The organism is Psychrobacter sp. P2G3 (assembly GCF_001593285.1).
Classification (GTDB): domain Bacteria; phylum Pseudomonadota; class Gammaproteobacteria; order Pseudomonadales; family Moraxellaceae; genus Psychrobacter.
This window is the reverse complement of record NZ_CP012529.1, coordinates 313,597-334,098: the sequence shown is the minus strand read 5'-3', so window position 1 is coordinate 334,098 and position 20,502 is coordinate 313,597. Positions and strand designations below refer to the sequence as shown.

The window sequence follows — 20,502 nt, the reverse complement described above, 5'->3', positions numbered from 1 at the left end:
CAGCGATCAGGTTGTCTTATGTTAGAGCTTCGTCATCTCAATACTTTAACGGCATTACGAGCGCATGGCTCATTGGCTGCAGCTGCTGATGAGCTGCATGTCACAGCGTCTGCGGTCTCGCATCAGCTAAAAGAGCTAGAAAATTACTATGATATCAGCTTGGTGAATCGCCGGACACGCCCGCTCACTTTTACGCCTGCGGGCAAAGCAGTACTGGCATTAGCAGACAGCATCATGCCGCAAGTGACTCGCACCAAATCCAATCTCAAACGCTTAGCACATGGTCAAGCGGGCAGATTACGCCTAGCCTCTGAGTGTCATAGTTGCTTTGATTGGCTAATGCCGATACTCAATCATTACCGCCGTGAATGGTCGGATGTTGAGCTGGATTTTGCAACGGGTTTTGAGCCTGAGCCGCATCATTTATTGATGGAAGGTGATATTGACCTGCTCATTACTACCAGTGATTTACCGATAGAGGGTATCAGCTATCAGCCCCTATTCGAGTATGAGAGTCGCCTAGTGCTTTCACCAACGCATGATTTGGCCGCGCAAGAGTTTATTGAGCCCATGGATTTGACTGATGAGACTTTGATTGCTTATCCGGTGGAAGCTAAGCGTCTCGACATTATTGCCAACTTTATGACACCTGCAGAGGTAAGCTTTGCGAGTATTCGTACGACTGAATTGACAGCAATGCTGATTCAGCTGGTCGCCAGTGAGCGCGGCGTAGCGGCATTACCTGATTGGGTAGTCGCTGAATATGAGAAAAAAGGCTGGGTGGTCTCGCGTCCGCTGGGTAGTGGCGTGCATTGTCAGCTGTATGCCGCGACGCGCACCGCGAGCAAAGATACCGCTTATATGCAAGGGTTTGCGAGTTTGTTAGAAGGAATAGTAAAACCGTTGTAGGTTTTATTTACTATAATCACTGTTATGAGAATAAGCATGGTCCCCTAGTGAGGACTTGAATATTCAGCTGTAGGCTAATAATATCAACGTTTTAACTCGCTGAGATAGCCACAGTGTACTTTGTGGTGTACAGATATTGAGATTTTTAAATGCGCTAAAGAGTTAATAGGTCACTTTCAATGTATAGAGCTTCTGTCATAGAATGCATGAAATACAGCCAGCTTTTAGCTGGCTAAAAATATGGTCGAATAGTTAAATTGATTTTAAACAAGGAAATTAGGATGCAAGCAAAAATAGGTTTGTTATTAGCTGCTGTGTTGGCGTCAGGATCAACTTTTGCCGCTGATGCTTATAAGGTTTCGACTTCTGTATTTAAAGATGGTGAGTTAATTGCTTCACCTGTGATGCTGGTAAATGCTGAGGAGATGGCATCAATCGCTGTTGACACTGATTTTGAGTATAACCTGACAGTAAAGCCATCTAATGAGCATACGGCTAAAGTCGTTACAGCTCTTAAAGTTGGCGATGACGTTACGGAACATGAAACGACCGTAGTCTATGATAAGGAAGCGACTGTTGATAATGGTAACGACAAACTTACTTTATTGGTTCGTAAAATTACGAATTAAGATAGTACCCGTTCAATTAACGGATTAACCGAGATAATATCTATGTTAGAGCCGTCATTCTTCATGCAGCATGACAGCTTGAAAACGAAACCCTATAAAATACCAACATCGCATGGTCATTTGCTGTTGTATCCTAAGCGGAAGTCTTGTCGTCATTCGTTATGACGCTAATCTTCAAAAGGAACAAAGCTAATATGAAGTACACACTACTTTTAAGCACGCTGTTACTCAGTTTAACGGCTTGTCAGAATACAAACCCGCAAATATTAGATAAGAACACTGCTTCACACTCTAATACATCTACAACAGTCAAAGCGGATAATACGACTTCTAACGCAAGCGGTAACTACAATAAATCCATTCGCTATAAGGATTTTTCTGCTCGTGTAGTGAGCACGCCTGACGGTAACGGTGGTTATGACTTAAAAATTCAGCCTATGGGTGAAAAAGTCATTGAAAGACACATTGACGATCCTGTTATTGATGCTGCGGTGGGCGATCTTAATGGAGATGGGTTCTATGAAATCTTAGTCTTCACACAAAGTGTCGGTAGTGGCTCATATGGTAACGTCATTGCTTATTCGAGCAATAAAGGGCAGTCATGGAGTGAAGTATCTTATCCTGAGCTCCCCAGTAAACTAACTCAAGGTTACATGGGTCATGACAAATTTGAAATGGTTGATAACGTGTTGGTTAGACAGTTCCCACTCTATTTAGAAGGTGATACCAATGCCAACCCCAAGGGTAAAATGCGCCAAATTCAGTATGATCTGAATGATGGGGAAGCTTCTCGTCAGTTTGTGGTTAGTGAAGTCAACGAGTTTTAAATAGATTTATAAAGGGTTTTATATGAAAAATATGACTAAAATAATGATGGCAAGCGTTGTAGCGGTAGGTACATTAGCAGCAGGTTGCCAAACGACGCCAAACACGAATACTCCTGCACCAGTCACTCAGCCTATCACCTCAACTGCCTTACAAGCCTATAACTGGCAACTTGTTGACGCCAAAAGCACTGGTGGTGAAAAAATTGCACCACTATTTTATGATCCAGCCAAGCCTTTAATCCTTAAATTTATGATGGATAATGACAACAAACTCGTCAGTCTTATAAATACTTGTAATAACATGGGTGCTGGTTATAGCGTGGTAAATGGCGACGTGAAATTGGGTCCAGTAAGAAGCACGATGATGGCGTGCCCTGAGCCGCAAACTAACTTCGATACTGCCGCTCTTAAAACGGTAGAGGGCAAGTACAGCATAAGCAAAAGTGCGAATAATGTACCTGTTTTAACGATTACTAATGCCAACCAAGTTGCACATTTTAAAGCCATAGCTAAGTAAGTATTCTTAGATAACGCATTTACGTTATTACTAAAAACGCTGTACTCTTGATAAGTATAGCGTTTTTTCTATTTTCCGAATCAAACCTTCAATACGTATTTCGATTGTCTTAATATGCTCATCAGGTATACCCCAGCTAGCCGCATTATAATAATGAAGCTAGTGCTTAATAGTATAAAAACTATATTTTGCACCTCTGAACCTTCCTAAGATAGATATCGCACTAAATAATTCTCGCAAAAGGTAGACATGTCATCATAAGTCAGGTAAATTATCGAAATTCGATAATTAAGAAAATATTAGTGTGAAAATATGAAATCCAACTCTATATTTGACTTTGGTTGCTAATACTTTCTCTTTCCATAGTTTGCCGAGGAGAATCAGTCATGGCGCCTCAGGATAGCCATAATAGTGAAAGCAAATCAGCATGGGTCGTTTTTCTTATTTTCCTTAGATTGGGTCTAACCTCATTTGGTGGCCCTGTCGCTCATTTGGGCTATTTTCGTGATGAATTTGTGATGCGACGAAAGTGGCTAACGGAGAATAGCTATGCTGACTTAGTGGCACTTTGCCAGTTTTTACCAGGACCAGCAAGTAGCCAAGTTGGCATCGCCATAGGCCTATCTCGAGCAGGATATACGGGCGCTCTTGCTGCTTGGACTGGGTTCACCTTGCCCTCTGCCATAGCGCTTATCCTATTTGCTATGGGTATTACCAGTTATGGGGATATTATTCCCGCTGGCGTACTGCATGGTTTAAAAGTAGCGGCTGTGGCTGTGGTGGCACAAGCAGTATGGGGTATGGGACGAAATCTTTGCACTGATGTTGCACGAGTTTCTATTATGGCGCTAGCTGCCTGTTTTGTACTGCTAGTCCCTTCTGCCTTAGGTCAGGTGAGCGTCATTGTGTTTGCCGCCATTATTGGACTGCTACTGTTCAAACCTGATAAGGTGATTGCTCATGACCCACTTCCTATTACTGTTAAGCGTCGGACTGGGGTTGTTTGGTTGCTCTCATTTTTCTCATTACTCATTGGCTTGCCGCTGCTGACCGCATTGTACCCAAGCCACACCCTCTCTATGGTAGATACCTTCTTTCGAGCAGGATCATTAGTATTTGGTGGTGGACATGTAGTACTGCCACTGTTACAAGCTGAGGTTATACCAGCAGGTTGGCTCAGTAATGATACCTTCTTAGCAGGTTACGGCGCCACGCAAGCTGTTCCAGGACCTTTATTCACCTTTGCTGCATTTCTTGGGAGTTCGATGAACCAAGCGCCAAGTGGCTGGTTAGGTGGTATGATTTGCTTAATAGCCATCTTTGCGCCATCATTTTTATTGGTTATGGGCGCACTGCCATTTTGGGAAGGTCTACGCCAAAATTTACGCACAAGAGCTGCTCTGTCGGGCATCAATGCAGCAGTCGTCGGTTTGCTACTGGCAGCGCTGTACCATCCTGTATGGACAAGCGCTGTTCTTGAGGCAAAAGATTTTGGTTTGGCATTGGTGGCTTTGGTCGCCTTGATGTTTTGGAAATTACCTGCTTGGCTGGTGGTTATCAGTTGCGGAGCCGCTGGTTGGCTACTAACACTACTATGAGGTGACAATATGACAGACAACTACCTATATGGCGGCATGATACGCTTGCACATCTTACATCATGCTAATGATGCGCCAGTTTACGGCTTAGGTATTGTCGAAGAGTTACGGCATCACGGTTACGAAATAAGTTCAGGAACCCTTTATCCGCTGTTACATGGCTTAGAGAAAAAAGGTTATCTCAACTCATATCATCAGCCTACAGGCCATCGTGATCGCCGTATGTATGAGATTACAATAGAAGGCCGTCAGGCGTTAACAGAGGCGAAAGCAAAAGTAAAAGAGCTATTTGGAGAGCTTATTGATGAGCCTTGATCTATAAGGACTACAAAAGCTTCCGTTAGAAAAGCCACAGCACAGGCTTAGGATAATGGGCCTTAAGTCAGATGCGACTGTTATCGGAAACTAAATACAAGAAAATATTAACAGCTGAATACATATTATAGGTGCACTGTGAAGTACACTTTCATATTGTTATCAACTCAAACCGTTGATAACAATACCCCAGATCCGGATGTTCAAGTCCTCACTACGGAATCGAATAGGATTGATAACTATCTGAGTGGTTAGCAACAGCAATAGGTATGGCTCAATTAAACATACTTATTTTTTTGCTGAACACTCTAGCTCTACACTTGCGCCAAGTATTAGTGGTTCATCAATGCCAAATAAAGTTCCCTTGGGGTAAGGCTTACTTAATCCCGCTGTGTAAGCTTCATTAAATTCACCGAACTTACTTAAGTCCGCTAGCATTGCCGTACAATTCACAAGGTCTGTCTTTTGATAGCCATATTTGACCAACAGCGCATTCACATTATCTAAAGCTTGTTTGGTCTCAGCCTTTATACCGCCTTCAACAAGCTTGCCACCTTTTAAACCAATCTGCCCTGATAGATATAGTGTGTCGCCTAAGCGTACTGCAGAAGAAAAAGGGTATCGACTACTACGTCCATAGAAGATAGGAGTAAGCGTTGATTCTTCTTTAGTGTCAGCATCTACTAGTATCGCTTTTTTTGTTAAGGTTCTAGTCACTGTATCGTTGATATCAGCGTTTGCATGAGTTGCCGTAAACATCAGCAATGTGGTCATTAACGGTAATATATAGGCCATTTTCATAGTGCGCTGCTTTCCTAAGTAAATTATAGATTAACAAGGTTTGGATTTAAAAATAATAAGAAATATAACGCAGATTACACTTTTTTATCTTGTACTGCCTCTAGTATTAGAAAATATAAGAAAAGGATGGCTATTTCCATAAAGAGACGTTATGACAAATGACTTTAGATAGAAGAAGCCAATTTTCAATGGTTTCGTTGGGGTGTACCTCAAGGGAACCAGTTATCTCCGCCTTTAAACCTACTAATAGACCACCCAAAACAGACTGCATAAAGGAACTACTTAAGTAAGACCATTAACTCAATAAGTGACATTGATTAGAGCCTAAAGCACCAACTTAAAAAAGTAAAACCCAAGCGCTGTTGCCAGTAATGTCAGTCCGACGTGCAACCCTATCAGTGCCAAACCTGCCAACAGCCGTCCATCATGAATAAAGCTAAACACCTCAGCGCTAAAAGTGCTAAAGGTCGTCAGCCCACCCAAAAAACCAGTCATGACAAACACTCGGACATTATCTGACAGTCCGCTACCCATCCGCTCAAACCATACCAATGCCAGACCGATCAGCAGCCCGCCTAAGACGTTTGCGCCCAATGTGCCCAGTGGTATCCAGCTGTGCAGCAGATTAAGACGTGTTAACCATGCCCGCAAGCAAGCCCCAAGCGCTGCTCCTAACCCAATGGCGAGCCACTGCATAGATTATCCTTAGTTTGTATGGATTTTAAACTTTATACCGCAGGCAGTTCGGTCATCGGCCAACGGGGCACACAACTGACAGCCAAGTCATCAGACTGCCCTGCTTGCAAGCGCTCGTAACCCGCATAAGCAATCATCGCCCCATTATCCGTACATAAAGCAGGCGGCGCATAATGGACGGTCGCATTTATTTTAGCCAACTCAGCTTCTAAGGTTTCGCGTAAATGAGTATTGGCACTGACACCGCCCGCAATCACTAAGCGGCTCATATCTGCCTGCTTGAGCGCTTTAACGCATTTCTTCACCAGCGTATCAACCATGGCATGTTGAAAACTTGCGGCAATATCGGCGCGAACTTGTGGATCACCGTCAGGGCCACTTTCCGAATAAGGGGTGTCTTTAATAAGGTTATGCACCGCTGTTTTCATACCGCTAAAAGAAAAATCTAAACCGCGATGTAACATCGGTCTTGGTAGACTGTAAGCGTTTTGATCGCCTGTTTCAGCCAATTTAGCAATATTAGGACCACCAGGATAAGGCAAGCCTAGCATCTTGGCGGCTTTATCAAAGCACTCACCCGCTGCATCATCTATCGACTCACCCAATATCTCATACTGCCCAATACCATGTGCGGCAATCAGTAAAGTATGACCGCCAGATACCAGTAGCGACACAAAAGGAAACGCGGGCGGATTTGCACCCATCAGCGGGGCTAATAAGTGCCCTTCCATATGATGAATACCAATCGCTGGAATGTCTAAGCCGTACGCCAAACTGCGCCCAAATAATGCACCGGTCATCAAAGCGCCAATCAGTCCTGGACCTTTGGTATAGGCAATGGCATCAATCTCGTTTTTCTTAACGTCGCACTGCTCTAAGAGCTCATTAAGCAGAGGTACTAGCTTGCGAATATGATCACGACTGGCAAGCTCGGGCACCACGCCACCATAGAGTGCATGCAACTCTATCTGTGAATACAACACTTGCCCGACCAGACCTTGATTGTCACTATCCATCTGCTCACTATCAAAAATCGCCAGACCCGTCTCATCACAAGAAGTCTCTAAACCCAATACCTTCATACTTTTGCCTTTATACTTTTGTCTTCATATCGTTTTTTGCGATGCTTTTCATTATTTAGCATCTAAAAAAATATGCATAAAAAACCGTCATTGTCAGTCACAATGACGGTCAGTTTAGCAAATTTCAATAGCGAATATATTCTAATAGCCAATATCAGCTTACTGCTGCAATCATATAATCAACCGCTGCATAGACTTGAGCTTCACTTACCTTATCAGTGGCTTGAGCTGGCATTTTATTAAAGCCTTTAGCTGAGTGCATGTGTAGCGTCTCTGTGCCTTTAGTAAGACGCGGTGCCCATGCAGCCTTATCGCCATATTTGGGCGCATCAAGTAAGCCACTGTCATGACAGACTTTGCAATTGGTCTCATATAACTTAGCACCTGCATCAGCAGCCAACACCTCAGGCTCTGCAGCAACCTCTTGTGCGACTTCTTCAACTACTGTATCGGTAGGCTCTACAACAGGTTCAGGCGTAATCACTTCAGGCTCTACTATAGGCGCTTCATCTACCACTACGGTTGTATCGGCAGGTTCATTGACAGCAGCAGGCTCTTCGGTAGGCGTATTATCACCGCTACAAGCGCTAAGTGTCAGTAACGCACTCAAACTGATTGCAGATAAGGCTAATTTATTCATACGCTGTTTTTTATTAATCATGATCACACCTCTACTCGATATTTCATATTAGTGGCTGCCAATTACAGCGCATAAACTTCAGACTGATGGGAAACTTAACCGCTATTAATTCGTAGCTGGTTCGGCTGGGGTAGTGGTTGCAGTCGTATCAGCAGCTGGCATACCTGCACTATCAGCGACTGCCGCATCTGTATTAGCACTGTCAGTAGCCGTAGTCTCTGCCATAGCAGTATCAGTCGTTGCTGCTTCAGCAGTTGCAGCGCCTTCTGTTTCCGCACCATCTACTACTGTACCATCGGCTTCAGCCACTGGCATTGGAGCTGTTTCTGGAAATTCCATATCTTCAGCTTCAGGAGCATTTTTGCGAGCAAGCTCAGCGGCTTCATCAACGCGATCTACTGCCATCACTTCATGTGACTCACCTTCTTTATCACTACTACAGGCAGTAATGCCAAACCCAAGAGTGACAATAAATGCTGTGCTTAAAGCTGTATTTAGTACTGTTTTCTTCATTCCAACACCCTTAATAAAATGGACACATCGACTTGAATATGCTTACTACTATATGGAAATTATCATAGCATAAACTCAAACCAAACCGTTATAGACAGTAGGGGTTTTTATTCATTTACTTTCTATATGTTTATTCAGCTCTAAACACATTTATGAGGATGTAAAACACGTATAGAAGCTGCATTCATGGCTTATCTCGCCTAATAATAGACATACGCAGATGCACTAAAAGCATTGACTTTACAGCCATTTTTTATTAAAATACCTGCCCTTGTGTTAATGCGCAAGATTATCCTAGTTTGAGCTGATGCCTGTAATCTTGAGATATTACGGCTAAATACTAATATACAGCCAAACTAATGCCTTTATATCTCATCCTAATCAAGGAGTCTTCATGCCTGCAGTTAAGGTTAAAGAAAACGAACCAGTTGATATCGCTATCCGTCGTTTCAAGCGCGCTTGTGAAAAAGCTGGTGTATTGTCAGACGTACGTAAGCGTGAGTTTTATGAAAAACCAACGCAAGTACGCAAGCGCAAAAAAGCTGCTGCTGTAAAGCGTTATAAGAAAAAGTTACAACGCGAAACTATTCGTACCACTCGTATGTACTAATCAATAATACGATTAGTTAAGTACCAGCGCTACACTAACGCCACTGTTATCCATTGATATCAGTGGCGTTTTTTATGCTACAATTTTTGTTATTGCTGCTAACGATACAGACTTGAAGTAAAAATCTCATCAGCCTAAAATTTAACGAACAAGGAATAATAACAATGAGCCAACTTAAACAGACTTTATCAGACGATATTAAAACATCAATGAAAGCGCGTGAGATTGAGCGCGTTAAAGTCTTACGTAACGTACAAGCAGTTATCAAGCAAATCGAGATTGATCGTCAGACTGAGCTTGATGATGCAGGCGTTCTAGAAGTATTACAAAAGCAATTAAAACAGCGCCAAGAGTCATTGACTATCTTTACTGAAAATAACCGTGATGACTTAGCCACCAAAGAGCAGTTCGAGATTGATATTATTAATGAGTTCATGCCTAAGCAGATGGATGATGCCGAACTTGCTGCCTTAGTGAATGCAGAAATCGCGGCACAAGGCGCAACATCTATGCGCGATATGGGTAGTGTAATGGGCGTACTTAAGAATAAAACTGCTGGCCGTGCTGATCCTGCACTCATCTCAAAGCTAGTAAAAGATGCGCTACAAGGTTAATTGCCAGTTAAAATATTGCAATTAGAGCATCGTAACTAGAGGATCGCAACTAAAGCATCGTAGTAGATTTCATATCAAAAAATGCAGCGCTCAAAACGTATAAACATACCGCCTAAGGCTTATATTCTTTGGCGGTTTTTACGTTTTTAATTTCCTGCTCGATACTTGCTAGTAATGGACGAGTACTACTGCTTTGTGCACTAGCTTGCAGCTGCTTGGTTAGCTGTTTCGCCTGCGTTAATGAGGTGAGCGCTGAGTCGTAACGCCCATTCCACAGCTGGTCATGACTGCGATAACGCAGCGCATTAATCGTGGCTATACGTGCAACCTGCGGTGATGCAGTGGTTTTGGCTAGCTTTTCATTGGCCAGTTGTAAACTTTGCCATGCATAGCGATCACTTGGTTGCTGCTGGGTAAGAGATTTGAGTAGCGCTTGTGCTTGGGTCGGCTGATTACTATTGGTTAGCGCTTCTGCTAAATATAGACGCAAATCGCGGCGCTCAGGATAGAGACGTTGCTGAGCTGCCAGTACTTCAGCTGCTTGCGCCCATTTATTCTGCTCAGTGAGCACTTGGCTATGAGTAATAGACAATAAGGGCTCCAACGTTTGCCGCTGGTCTGCGGGTAATGCCGTAAGCTGCGCCATTATGTCATTAGCCTCATCAAAACGCTGATGTTCGCCGTACCAATGCATTAAAGCCAATTTTGCTCCCACGCTGTTCTTAGCAGCCGTGGTTAACTCTGTCTCAGAGGCATGCTTACCAGTGGTTTTTACTCGCCAGTAAAGGAGATCAAATAGTGCTTGATGGCGCTGCTGCTGGGTCAATGATAACGAGGGATAACGTTGAGCACGACTTTGCGACTCACTTAGACGTTCGTTACTAAGTGGATGTGAGCGTACAAAGCTTGGTAAGAAGCGATTGGCAACTTGATTGAGCTGGCTTTGCTGATTCATCGTACCGAAGAACCTTGGCATCGCTCGTGGGTCATAGCCAGCTTGGGTCATAATTTGCATCCCTACCCGATCAGCTTCGCGTTCATTATTACGACTAAAAGCCATGCTGCTATTCATAGCAGCGGTCTGACTACCCATCATTACAGCGGCCGCCGCATCACCATCAGCAGTTGAAGCAGCAATGGCTGCTAACATGCCACCTATCTGCATCAGCATGGCTTTTCTCTTCTCATCTGCACCATTTTCATAATGCCTTTGGCTAACATGGGCGACCTCATGAGCCACTACGCTTGCTAGCTCATCCATACTACTTGCCGCCAAGATAGTACCTGTGTTCAAGCCAATGACTCCGCCGGGTGCAGCAAAGGCGTTGATGCTAGGATTATCAATAATGACTAAGGCTAATGGTGCTTGCTGCCGCGCTTGTGCATTGAGCCGCCATGTCATGTTTTTGACGGTTTCTTGAATCCAAGGATCATGCTCCATCTTGACGCGGCCATTGATATTTTGAAGTGACCACTCACCTATTATTTTATTTTGATATTGATCTGCAAAGCTTAACCCCTGACCCTGCAAATTTGGCAGCTCTAGTTCATCAGATTTTGAAGTCTGCCATGAGCCATAGACCGGTTTAGTCACCAATGCCGATGGTGTTGCCGATTGTTGCATAGCAGTAGGCGCAGCATAGCTAGGGTTACTGGCAATTGCCAACAGTACAAACAGACCTACATATCGAAACGTTGAACGCTGATGTGATTGAGGCCAAACCCTAGTATGCTGTTTGTTATTTGCATAGTTGGTTGTTGGGAAGTCAGTGATCAAAGAGCTATGTAAATAGTTCAAATGCGCATCCTATGCTATCGGCCATATCATTGTTTTTTGACTATACGAGGTTGTCTGCATAACGTCAATTCTAGCGTGGTATTGGCTACCAATATCTAGGCGAGCGTCACCATTGTGCAACATGATTATGTCACTCTAATGAATCCATCATGGTAATTCTAGTAGGCCAATCATAACGATGACTATATTCAACTGCATTTGCTAAGCAGCTATTTGTTATAATATATCCATGATCTCACGTCATCTTTATACGTTAAGTCTTAAAACCTAACTATCAATAACTAAGAGTTTAAGGGTTTCGTCTATGTCCGCTGAAAGCCATTTGTATACACCTTATCATGTATATTTACAGCAAACCTTATCTAATACTGAGCAGCATACGATTGCGTCCTTACTACGTTTATTACCGACGGACTGTATTAGTGACATTCAGATGACAGATGTTATAGACGATGTTCAACCGATTGTTAGGATAAAAAACATGGTAGATGGACGCGGTCTTGCTTGTCCAATGCCGCTACTAAAAACTAAAGTAGCACTGCGTAATGTGGCGAGTGGTGAGTCATTGTATGTTGTGGCAACTGATCCTAACTCTCAAGCAGATATTACTGCTTTCTGTCAGCAAACTCACCAAATGGATGGCGATAATCAGTTACTGTTGACAATTAACCAGATGACCAAGCCGCAAACTGCTGACAACACCTTATCAGAGCCGTCCGATACAATATTTCACTTCATCATTACCAAAACCGATAGCAACTAAGCGTCGCTATCCTTTACAATTAAGACAATAAAGATTTTTATCTGAATATTTGCTCATTTAATATTTGCTTACCTATTTAATCAAGGTCAAGAATATGGCTACTCCTTCTACTGAATCGTCGACAACGAAAAAGACGCAAAACAGTGCTGGTACTGAAAAAAATGCCGCACGTGAAGCAGCACTTAATGCTGCCGCACAGCGCCCTCCTTACGATGCTAGTGCCTTAGAAGATACCAGCACACGTGATTTAGTACCCGCGATGCCCACTCATCTGTCTGCACCTGGAGTGAATTTGGGTGCGTATATTAATACTGTACATCAAATTCCAATTTTGACGCCTACTCAAGAGCAAGAGCTTGCCCATCGCTATTATGATGAAGGTGATGTTGAGGCTGCACGCTTGCTCGTTATGTCGCACCTACGTTTTGTCATTCATATTGCCCGTAGCTATTCGGGTTATGGGTTACCACAGGCCGACTTGATTCAAGAAGGTAACTTGGGGTTGATGAAAGCAGTTAAGCGCTTCGATCCAAATAAAGGCGTACGTCTGGTATCCTTTGCCGTCCATTGGATCAAAGCTGAGATTCATGAATTTGTGATTCGTAACTGGCGTATTGTCAAAGTTGCGACGACCAAAGCCCATCGTAAATTGTTCTTTAATTTGCGTAGCCTAAAAAAGACCAATAACCAGCTGACGTTAGAAGAAGCAGATGCTATCGCCAATGATCTGAATGTCACGCGTAAGCAGGTTTTGGAGATGGAGTCGCGACTGACTTCATACGACGCATCGTTTGAGACTCAATCGAGTGACGATGATGATGGACGCTATGCTCCGCAGTTGTTCTTAGAAGATGGTATCGATCCTGCCGAGATGGTAGAAGAATCTGATTGGGAAGAGAATAACTCATCAGCACTGATTGCGGCAATGGATACCTTGGATGATCGCTCACGTGATATCGTCGAGCAGCGCTGGCTGACAGAACAGAAGTCTACCTTGCACGAATTAGCAGCTGTCTACTCTATCTCAGCAGAACGGGTGCGCCAGATCGAAAAAAATGCAATGGACAAAATCCGCGATGCAATGACTATTGAGAGTGTCATTTTGCCTGATGATGTTCAGTAAATAGCCGGACGTGCCATTAGCAACATTGATAGATAATCTATAATAAGAGTTGTGTAATGTTAAATTGGATAGGTATTGCAGCGATCAACCTTGCTATCGCTGTCGCCTTAGGTGCTTTTGGAGCTCATGCCATCAAAAATATGGTCAATGCTCAAGAGCTGGCATGGTGGCATACGGCAACGTTGTATCTATTTATTCATGCACTAGGTCTATTACTCGTTGGACTCCTGATTCGCTTGAATTATGCGACTCAAACCACCGCTTGGTTACTGCAAATTGGTATTGTTATTTTTGCTGGTAGCTTGTTTGCGATGACTCTAGGGGCACCGCGCTGGTTTGGCGCTATTACGCCTATTGGTGGCGTATTATTGATAGCGGGTTGGTTATGGCTGGCAGTGACTGCATTTCGCATGGACAAATAGCGAATGGTCAGATAACTATAGAGCTATCTTGTTTTAAAACAAGAGCTTGAAGCATTGCCTTGAAGCTTAGCTCTAAAGCATTGTCTTAAAACGATAAGCTGAATAGCTATTGATACAAATCATCATTTTTGAGGGAGCAAATATTATGAGCACTATTCATGTTAATGGCAGAACTTTACAAACTACTCATCAGACCGTACAGTTAGTCGTTAATGAACTGGGATTGAGTACTGGTCGCTATGCAGTTGAAGTCGATGGTGAGCTAATCCCAAAAAGTGAACTTGGACAGTTACGTATTGTTGAAGGTATGAGTATTGAAGTAGTACAAGCAGTCGGTGGTGGCTAACTTTTATATCAAATATCTCAAACCTAAAAAGACCTCAACACATAACATGTTGAGGTCTTTTTATTATTAACGTTTTATTTATATTTTCTTTGTTGAATACCAGTTTTTCTAAATAGCTGGAGCAGCTTCAGCCCCTAGTATGTCTTCATAACGTCCATCACGCCCAGCGCCTTGAGTCTTCTTAGCTTCTTGACGAGTTTTATATTTACGCACTTGTCTATCGAGCTTGTCTGCCATCTCATTAATGGCTTTATACATATCATCGTCGCAAGCTTGGACGAACATCTCTTTCCCTGATACACGTATGATGGCTTCAGCCTTATGGCTCTTTTTACCACCATCGTTCGCTCCACTATTATCTAGTGACAGTATCACTTGAATACTTTGGATCTGATCGAAGTGACGCTCTACTTTCTCAAGCTTATCGCGTACAGCTGTGTTCATTGCATCGGTTACGCTGATATGGTGACCACTGATAGAAATATTCATATGCTGATCCTTATATTTATTACTTATAGTCAACAGATGGGTCGGCACTCCTGCCTTTGCCACCTTGCCTCATCAATAACACCAATTGATTCTTCATATATTCTGTGGCATATCCGTTTGTCACCACATATTAATAATATAGATAAACCTCTTAATATTTATTATTGATATACCTCTAATTTGTCATGAAAACTGACGAGTAGCAAGACGCTATATTGTAACTAAATGTAATCATAGCTGTTGTTCTTTTCTTAATTATATATAATTGGGACTTTTTATTTTTTATTTATATAAACGAATATAGTTATCTTTCTAGTAGATGCCAATTGTTTCTACAGGCTGCTGGTATTTTTGGCTAATTAGTATTATATAAAGCTTGGACGACAGAATCTGGTCACAATTTCAGCAAAGACTATCTGTAAATTTTAAATGGTCTTGGGCATGGTGATTGTTAGTATTGTAATATGTAATATTACGACTTTTAGGGCGTGTCCTCATTTTGATAATGGTAATAAAAATGAGATAGATTTTTGTCAATCAAAGGAAGTTTTGCAGAGAATATGAACATATTGTCTAGAAATTTTCAAAGAGTGACGGAAATATAGCCATTTTTAGCCCATGAGAGGTTCACTCGTGCAGATTGAGGACATACCCTAGTATTAGCGGCTAGTATTTTTGCTTGCGCTGCGTGGAGGAGCTAATATTCATCGCTTCTCGATATTTAGCAACGGTACGTCGCGCGATATCTATACCGTCAGTGAGTAGCTGGGTTTGGATACGGCTATCGGACAGAGGCTTTTTTGGATTCTCGTCATTGATAAGCTGCTTAATCATGGCACTGATAGCGGTCGAAGAAATATCCCCATCACTACTGCTAACGTGTGACGAAAAGAAATGCTTGAGCGAAAACAGTCCCTGCGGAGTTAGAATCGTCTTACTGGTGGTCAAACGCGACACTGTAGATTCGTGTAGGTCAACTTCAGCAGCGACATCCTTTAGTATTAAAGGTTGCATAGCTGTAGCACCATATTGCAAAAACTCATCTTGACGGCGTACGATACTGGTCGCAACTTTAAGCAGGTTTTGATTACGCTCCTCGATACTACGAATAAATAGTCGTGCGTCTGTAAGGTTTTCACGTAAATACTGATTGTCGGAGCTATCATCGCCACGCTTGACTAAGTTTGCATACTCTTGGTTAACTCGTAGTTTCGGTAATGTGGCCGGATTGAGACGTACATGCCAGCCACCATCTGGTGTTTTACCGTTAGAGGTGCGACGTATTGGGGTTACTAATACATCAGGGATATCGTAGCTTGCAGGCGGCTGAGTGTAATCAGGCTGACTGCTTTGAAATGATAGGCCTGGCGCAGGGTTTAATGTGCGTAATAGGCTAAGTGCGGGGGTAATGTGTGCAGATAACAAGCCAGTAGTATCGGTTAATGCTTTAATATTATTGCTAACCAAATGCTCGCTAGCAGACAGCAAGGCTTGTGCATGCTGGAGGTATGCAGTGTCAGGGTCAAGCTTAGCCAATTGAATAGCGAGACATTCGCTTAAATTACGTGCGCCTACGCCTAATGGATCACAAGATTGGATAATGCGCAGTACCACTTCTATCTCATCGCGCTCTATATGGTCATCCCATTGATAAAAACTTGCCATTGTCTCTAGACTTTTTAGCAACTCGTCAATATCTAACTGCACAAAACCCATGTCATCCATCGAATCCATGAGATACTCTGCGATCAAGGTATCTGTCTCTGAAAGACGTTTAAAATTAAGCTGCCAGCGTACATAGTCTTGAATACTAGTACTGGTGCTCCCTTGATAATCATCAAGTTCATCATAATCTGCGCTTACTGCTGCGCTACTGCCACTAAAGCTACCAAGATCATAGCTGCTATAGCTTTCATCGCTATCTGTACCTTGATAATCATTGCTTTGATAGTCATTGTCTATCGCAGTATTATCCATAGCACTGCCATCAATATTTGCCTGTTGCAATTTATCTAAGCTATCGTTGAATGTGTCGTCATATTCGGCAGTGTCATAATCAAAAGCATCATCGGTAGCTGGTGAATCAGATAGATCAGTAGATACACCAATTTCGCTATCGCCGTTCCACATCTCAAGCGTCAAGGAATCATCTAGATCGTCGGCGAGTTCATCACCACTATCTCCATACTCATCTTCCTCGACGCGCTCGAGTAATGGATTACTATCCAGCTTAGCCTGAACCTCTTGTGCAAGCTCAAGACTAGAGAGCTGCAACAATTTGATAGCTTGCTGCATCTGCGGGGTTAGCTTTTGTGAGGTAGTTAGCGCGGTCGCCAATCCAAACGACATACTCATAGCTGGTGTATTACACTCCAATGATATTGCTTTGGTTATATGGGTTAACTGTCCACTGAGAACTAGTAGTGTTTCTATAAGCTTATACTATTTGCAAAAATTAAAATAGCTGGCAAAACAAATACAAGCACTAAGAGCATTAATCTGAGCGAGTTGAATAAGATTAAATTATCTTTCTTGTTCGTAGTAACTTGCAGTACAACTACTTGAAGTACCACTACATTGAATAATGACGATAGCATTTTTTGCAGCAATTTTGCTATGATAATTTATATCTTAAAACAATCACTGAGAATAAATATATGAATAACAGCACACAAAATCATAAACTTACCGTCGCTGGCGTACAAATGAATAGCCAGCAAGACATCGATGCCAACCTTGCTACTATAAAATTTGCTATTAGTGACGCCAGTGCGCAAGGAGCACAGCTTGTGATGTTACCTGAGAACTGCTGTAGCATGGGGCAGCAGTTTGCAACCGCTGAGCGCTTTGAGTCCCTATCTGCCACCTTAGCAGATTATGCGCGTGCAAATAATGTTCATTTACTAGTCGGCTCGCTACCCTGCTCTTATCGTCCAGATGGCGTTACCGTACCCGATGGACGTTTGCGCCAAGTCAGTCAGCTGTTTGGCCCTGACGGGACGCAGGTCGCACGCTATGACAAGATTCACCTGTTTACCGCAACCGTCGCCGATAAGCAAGGCAGCTATAATGAAGCAGCGACATTTGAGCCAGGGACACAGACGGTAGTCGCTCCAATTGAAGCAGATAATTCGGTTTATCAACTAGGAATGATGGTATGTTTTGATTTACGTTTTCCAGCGCTAGCTCAGCGTCTGCGTCAAGCTGGAGCAGATATATTAAGCGCTCCTTCTGCTTTTACGTATTTAACGGGACAAGCGCATTGGTCGCTACTGTTGCAAGCTCGCGCCTTGGACAGTCAATGTATGGTGGTTGGAGCGGCGCAAGGCGGTGATCATACTTATAAAAATGGTAGTATCCGCCAGACGTGGGGACATGCAGCCATTACTGCTTTTGATGGTACCGTCAAGGATAGCTATGATGACAGCAATCTAACTACTCAAACCCAAGATAAAAACTATGCGTTAGTATTCGCTGACTTAGACAAGCATGTTCAAGAGCAAGCACGGCAAAAACTGCCTATTTTTCAGTGCCATCGCTTAGCATAATCAACGTCATCGTTTAGCATAAGTTAACGTCTGGCTTAACACCACTGCTAATCTTTCTCATTTTGACTGTGTGTGGCGCGCGGATGGGCACGGTCATAGACTTGGGTTAACTTAGCAAAATCCACATGTGTATAGATCTGCGTGGTACTGATATCACTATGGCCTAGCATCTCTTGTACGGCGCGCAAGTCGCCACTACCTGAGAGCATATGTGAAGCAAAACAATGGCGTAATAGATGCGGATACAGATTTTGGGCGATGCCAGCCCGCGTTGCTGCTACTTTTAGACGCTGCTGTACGGCACGCGTTGATAGTCGAGTGCCCAGTTTCTCACTGATAAATAGAGCGCTGTCTTGGTGCTCCACCCACAGATTTCGATGCGGCAAATAACGATTGATAGCAGCAGCAGCTTTAGCGCCTATCGGCACTATGCGTGTTTTATTACCTTTACCCGTCACACGCACACGCAAATCGGACAAATCTACGTCGGTGACATCAAGCGCCACCAACTCACCTACCCGCAGCCCACTGCTGTATAGCAATTCAAACATCGCTTTATCACGCAACCACAGGCGTGCCTGCTCAGGTGTATCAGGCCTCTCTTGATCGAGCAATTGGGTAAGTAAATCCACATCAGCAATAGATGGCAATGGTCTAGGACTGCGCTTTAATTGATAGCCAGTGGTTGGATTGATACGTGCCAAATCCTCTTCAATCATCCAGCCATAAAAATGCCGAATAGCAGATAGCTCTTGCTGCACGCTAGCAAGCGCAAGCTTGTCTTCATCAAGACGTTGACTAATATGCTGAGCCAACTGGCGTTTGTCGCAACGTGTCCACGTCAGCTTCTTACCACGTAAGAATAACGCCAACTGATTTAATCCAGCAAAATAAGCCGTCAAGGTATGCACAGAGTGATTGCGCACAGCCAAAGTATTTAGCCATCGGTGGACAGGTGACAACAGCTCACGTAATGGTTCATCCAACTCTATAGACTGCGCCTGCTTATAAGTATGACTATCCATGCGAGACATGCGTTGCCCTTAACGCTAAAAATACAGCTTGTTTAATTGGCAGGGCTGGGCTTGATACCTGCTTGCGCCATTAAGCCATCTGGACTAAATACGCCCTCATAAACAAAGGCGGTTGGACCCGTCATCATGACTGAGTAACCGGGCTGCCAGCGGATAATCATGCTACCGCCATATAGCTGTGCGCGCACATCTTCGCCTTCATCAAGCCAGCCTTCGCGTATGCCAATCGCAACTGCTGCACACGCTCCAGTGCCACATGCTTGGGTCTCACCGACGCCGCGCTCATAGACACGCAATCGAATATGACGCTGATTCATGATTTGCATAAAGCCTACATTGACTCTATCTGGGAATGCCGGATGCGATTCAATGGCCTTGCCTAAGGTTTCGACTTCAGCGTCCAGTACATCGTCGACTTTGATGACAGCATGCGGGTTGCCCATATTGGCCACATAAAGCTGCACAGGCGTACCATTTACATCTAAATGATAGGCATTTTGAATCTTGGTCGTCGCTCTAGGGGTAAATGGAATCTCATCCGGCGCAAACTTGGGCTTACCCATATCGACTTCTACCCAGCCATAACGGTCCGTCGTCAAAGAAATAATACCACTAGCTGTCTCGACTCGCAGGCGCTGCTTAAATGAAAGCTTACGCGCTTGGACAAAACGGGCAAAACAGCGCGCTCCATTACCACACTGCTCAACCTCAGTACCATCAGTATTAAAAATACGATAACTAAAATCCACATCCGGACGCATCGGCGGCTCGACGACAAGCAACTGATCAAAGCCGATACCTAAATGACGGTCACCCAATAACTGTACCAATTCTTTGGTCAACTCTAAGCGCTGGGTCACCAAATCGATGACCATAAAATCATTGCCCAGACCATGCATCTTGGTAAATTCTATTAGCATATCCTTGTGTCCTATTCTATTTTTATGTATCCGTTATATTAGCATGCTGTCAGATACAATGATAACTATCAGCGAGCCAGAGACTGTATGAATCCTACTAAAACCGTTAATTATAGATACTATGGCGACTATAGTAGATCCACTATAAAATAAATACAGCACTACTGAGATAAATTTTGCGCAGCCTCTGTCTGCGTAGGCACAGCAAGCAAGGAAAATTTATTCCAGTAGTGCATTATAATTTATGTACTTCTTTTATTTAGGACTGACCATACTATGATAATCAATCTAATAGCTCCTATAATAAT

Annotated in this window: 23 protein-coding genes; 13 read left to right on the top strand and 10 right to left on the bottom strand. The window is 43.3% G+C overall.

Translation table 11 applies throughout. From position 1 onward, the window contains the following. Positions 1 to 18 precede the first annotated feature (18 nt). The 6 genes from AK823_RS01445 (at position 19) to AK823_RS01420 (ending at position 4,795) form a co-directional block, all read left to right on the top strand. Positions 19 to 909: a LysR family transcriptional regulator gene (locus AK823_RS01445; RefSeq protein WP_068325649.1), complete on the top strand. Its 891-nt coding sequence runs from the start codon at positions 19 to 21 to the stop codon at positions 907 to 909. A 281-nt stretch (positions 910 to 1,190) separates the two neighbouring features. Further along, entirely contained in the window at positions 1,191 to 1,538 is a 348-nt protein-coding gene (locus AK823_RS01440; protein WP_068325648.1) for a hypothetical protein, read from the top strand. Between the two features lie 194 nt (positions 1,539 to 1,732). After that, positions 1,733 to 2,365, top strand: coding sequence for a hypothetical protein (locus AK823_RS01435; RefSeq protein ID WP_068325646.1), 633 nt, complete (start codon positions 1,733 to 1,735; stop codon positions 2,363 to 2,365). A gap of 22 nt (positions 2,366 to 2,387) precedes the next feature. After that, complete coding sequence (locus tag AK823_RS01430; protein ID WP_068325644.1) at positions 2,388 to 2,882, top strand: META domain-containing protein; 495 nt, start codon at positions 2,388 to 2,390, stop codon at positions 2,880 to 2,882. Positions 2,883 to 3,268: 386 nt separating this feature from the next. Beyond that, positions 3,269 to 4,480, top strand: coding sequence for a chromate efflux transporter (chrA, locus tag AK823_RS01425; RefSeq protein WP_068325643.1), 1,212 nt, complete (start codon positions 3,269 to 3,271; stop codon positions 4,478 to 4,480). A gap of 9 nt (positions 4,481 to 4,489) precedes the next feature. After that, positions 4,490 to 4,795, top strand: a complete 306-nt coding sequence (locus tag AK823_RS01420; protein WP_068325641.1) for a PadR family transcriptional regulator — start codon at positions 4,490 to 4,492, stop codon at positions 4,793 to 4,795. 288 nt (positions 4,796 to 5,083) lie between these two features. Here AK823_RS01420 and AK823_RS01415 read toward each other — a convergent pair whose 3' ends face one another. The 5 genes from AK823_RS01415 to AK823_RS01395 all read right to left on the bottom strand — a co-directional run bounded on the left by AK823_RS01415 (position 5,084) and on the right by AK823_RS01395 (position 8,527). Further along, the gene (locus AK823_RS01415) at positions 5,084 to 5,596 is read right to left on the bottom strand and encodes a Rid family hydrolase (RefSeq protein ID WP_228138890.1); all 513 of its coding nucleotides are present in this window, start codon (positions 5,594 to 5,596) and stop codon (positions 5,084 to 5,086) included. A gap of 324 nt (positions 5,597 to 5,920) precedes the next feature. Beyond that, positions 5,921 to 6,292: a CrcB family protein gene (locus tag AK823_RS01410; protein ID WP_068325638.1), complete on the bottom strand. Its 372-nt coding sequence runs from the start codon at positions 6,290 to 6,292 to the stop codon at positions 5,921 to 5,923. Positions 6,293 to 6,324: 32 nt separating this feature from the next. Next, the gene (gene tsaD, locus AK823_RS01405; RefSeq protein WP_068325637.1) at positions 6,325 to 7,374 is read right to left on the bottom strand and encodes a tRNA (adenosine(37)-N6)-threonylcarbamoyltransferase complex transferase subunit TsaD; all 1,050 of its coding nucleotides are present in this window, start codon (positions 7,372 to 7,374) and stop codon (positions 6,325 to 6,327) included. A gap of 154 nt (positions 7,375 to 7,528) precedes the next feature. Beyond that, positions 7,529 to 8,035: a c-type cytochrome gene (locus AK823_RS01400; protein WP_203226565.1), complete on the bottom strand. Its 507-nt coding sequence runs from the start codon at positions 8,033 to 8,035 to the stop codon at positions 7,529 to 7,531. A gap of 84 nt (positions 8,036 to 8,119) precedes the next feature. Further along, positions 8,120 to 8,527 carry a hypothetical protein gene (locus tag AK823_RS01395; RefSeq protein WP_068325633.1) on the bottom strand — a complete coding sequence of 136 codons (408 nt, stop codon included), beginning with the start codon at positions 8,525 to 8,527 and terminating at the stop codon, positions 8,120 to 8,122. 394 nt (positions 8,528 to 8,921) lie between these two features. On the opposite strand from AK823_RS01395, the gene rpsU reads away from it, so the two are divergent. Both rpsU and AK823_RS01385 read left to right on the top strand, forming a co-directional pair. Continuing rightward, on the top strand, positions 8,922 to 9,137 hold the full coding sequence (gene rpsU, locus AK823_RS01390) for a 30S ribosomal protein S21 (RefSeq protein WP_010195908.1): 216 nt from the start codon (positions 8,922 to 8,924) through the stop codon (positions 9,135 to 9,137). A 164-nt stretch (positions 9,138 to 9,301) separates the two neighbouring features. Beyond that, positions 9,302 to 9,751: a GatB/YqeY domain-containing protein gene (locus tag AK823_RS01385; RefSeq protein ID WP_068034083.1), complete on the top strand. Its 450-nt coding sequence runs from the start codon at positions 9,302 to 9,304 to the stop codon at positions 9,749 to 9,751. A 112-nt stretch (positions 9,752 to 9,863) separates the two neighbouring features. Here the strand turns inward: AK823_RS01385 and AK823_RS01380 are convergent, their stop codons facing one another. Then, on the bottom strand, positions 9,864 to 11,549 hold the full coding sequence (locus tag AK823_RS01380) for a M48 family metalloprotease (RefSeq protein ID WP_228138889.1): 1,686 nt from the start codon (positions 11,547 to 11,549) through the stop codon (positions 9,864 to 9,866). A 304-nt stretch (positions 11,550 to 11,853) separates the two neighbouring features. Here AK823_RS01380 and AK823_RS01375 point away from each other — a divergent pair, with 304 nt between their 5' ends. The 4 genes from AK823_RS01375 to thiS all read left to right on the top strand — a co-directional run bounded on the left by AK823_RS01375 (position 11,854) and on the right by thiS (position 14,203). Next, positions 11,854 to 12,312, top strand: a complete 459-nt coding sequence (locus tag AK823_RS01375; protein ID WP_068034081.1) for a sulfurtransferase TusA family protein — start codon at positions 11,854 to 11,856, stop codon at positions 12,310 to 12,312. A gap of 259 nt (positions 12,313 to 12,571) precedes the next feature. Further along, positions 12,572 to 13,435, top strand: coding sequence for an RNA polymerase sigma factor RpoH (rpoH, locus tag AK823_RS01370; protein ID WP_203226502.1), 864 nt, complete (start codon positions 12,572 to 12,574; stop codon positions 13,433 to 13,435). Positions 13,436 to 13,491: 56 nt separating this feature from the next. After that, entirely contained in the window at positions 13,492 to 13,857 is a 366-nt protein-coding gene (locus AK823_RS01365) for a DUF423 domain-containing protein (protein ID WP_068034077.1), read from the top strand. A 145-nt stretch (positions 13,858 to 14,002) separates the two neighbouring features. Then, positions 14,003 to 14,203: a sulfur carrier protein ThiS gene (gene thiS / locus AK823_RS01360; protein WP_068034075.1), complete on the top strand. Its 201-nt coding sequence runs from the start codon at positions 14,003 to 14,005 to the stop codon at positions 14,201 to 14,203. 108 nt (positions 14,204 to 14,311) lie between these two features. Here the strand turns inward: thiS and raiA are convergent, their stop codons facing one another. Then, on the bottom strand, positions 14,312 to 14,692 hold the full coding sequence (gene raiA / locus AK823_RS01355; RefSeq protein WP_068034073.1) for a ribosome-associated translation inhibitor RaiA: 381 nt from the start codon (positions 14,690 to 14,692) through the stop codon (positions 14,312 to 14,314). 666 nt (positions 14,693 to 15,358) lie between these two features. Beyond that, positions 15,359 to 17,047 (bottom strand): RNA polymerase factor sigma-54, encoded by a 1,689-nt coding sequence (locus tag AK823_RS01350; RefSeq protein ID WP_068325631.1) that lies wholly within the window; start codon positions 17,045 to 17,047, stop codon positions 15,359 to 15,361. A 302-nt stretch (positions 17,048 to 17,349) separates the two neighbouring features. On the opposite strand from AK823_RS01350, the gene AK823_RS01345 reads away from it, so the two are divergent. Next, positions 17,350 to 18,240, top strand: a complete 891-nt coding sequence (locus tag AK823_RS01345; RefSeq protein WP_068325629.1) for a nitrilase-related carbon-nitrogen hydrolase — start codon at positions 17,350 to 17,352, stop codon at positions 18,238 to 18,240. 47 nt (positions 18,241 to 18,287) lie between these two features. On the opposite strand, the gene AK823_RS01340 is transcribed toward AK823_RS01345, so the two are convergent. Both AK823_RS01340 and dapF read right to left on the bottom strand, forming a co-directional pair. Further along, a complete protein-coding gene (locus tag AK823_RS01340; protein ID WP_149031874.1) occupies positions 18,288 to 19,265 on the bottom strand; it encodes a tyrosine recombinase XerC in 978 nt (325 codons plus the stop codon). A gap of 41 nt (positions 19,266 to 19,306) precedes the next feature. Further along, entirely contained in the window at positions 19,307 to 20,194 is an 888-nt protein-coding gene (gene dapF, locus AK823_RS01335; protein ID WP_068034066.1) for a diaminopimelate epimerase, read from the bottom strand. Positions 20,195 to 20,502: the final 308 nt, after the last annotated feature.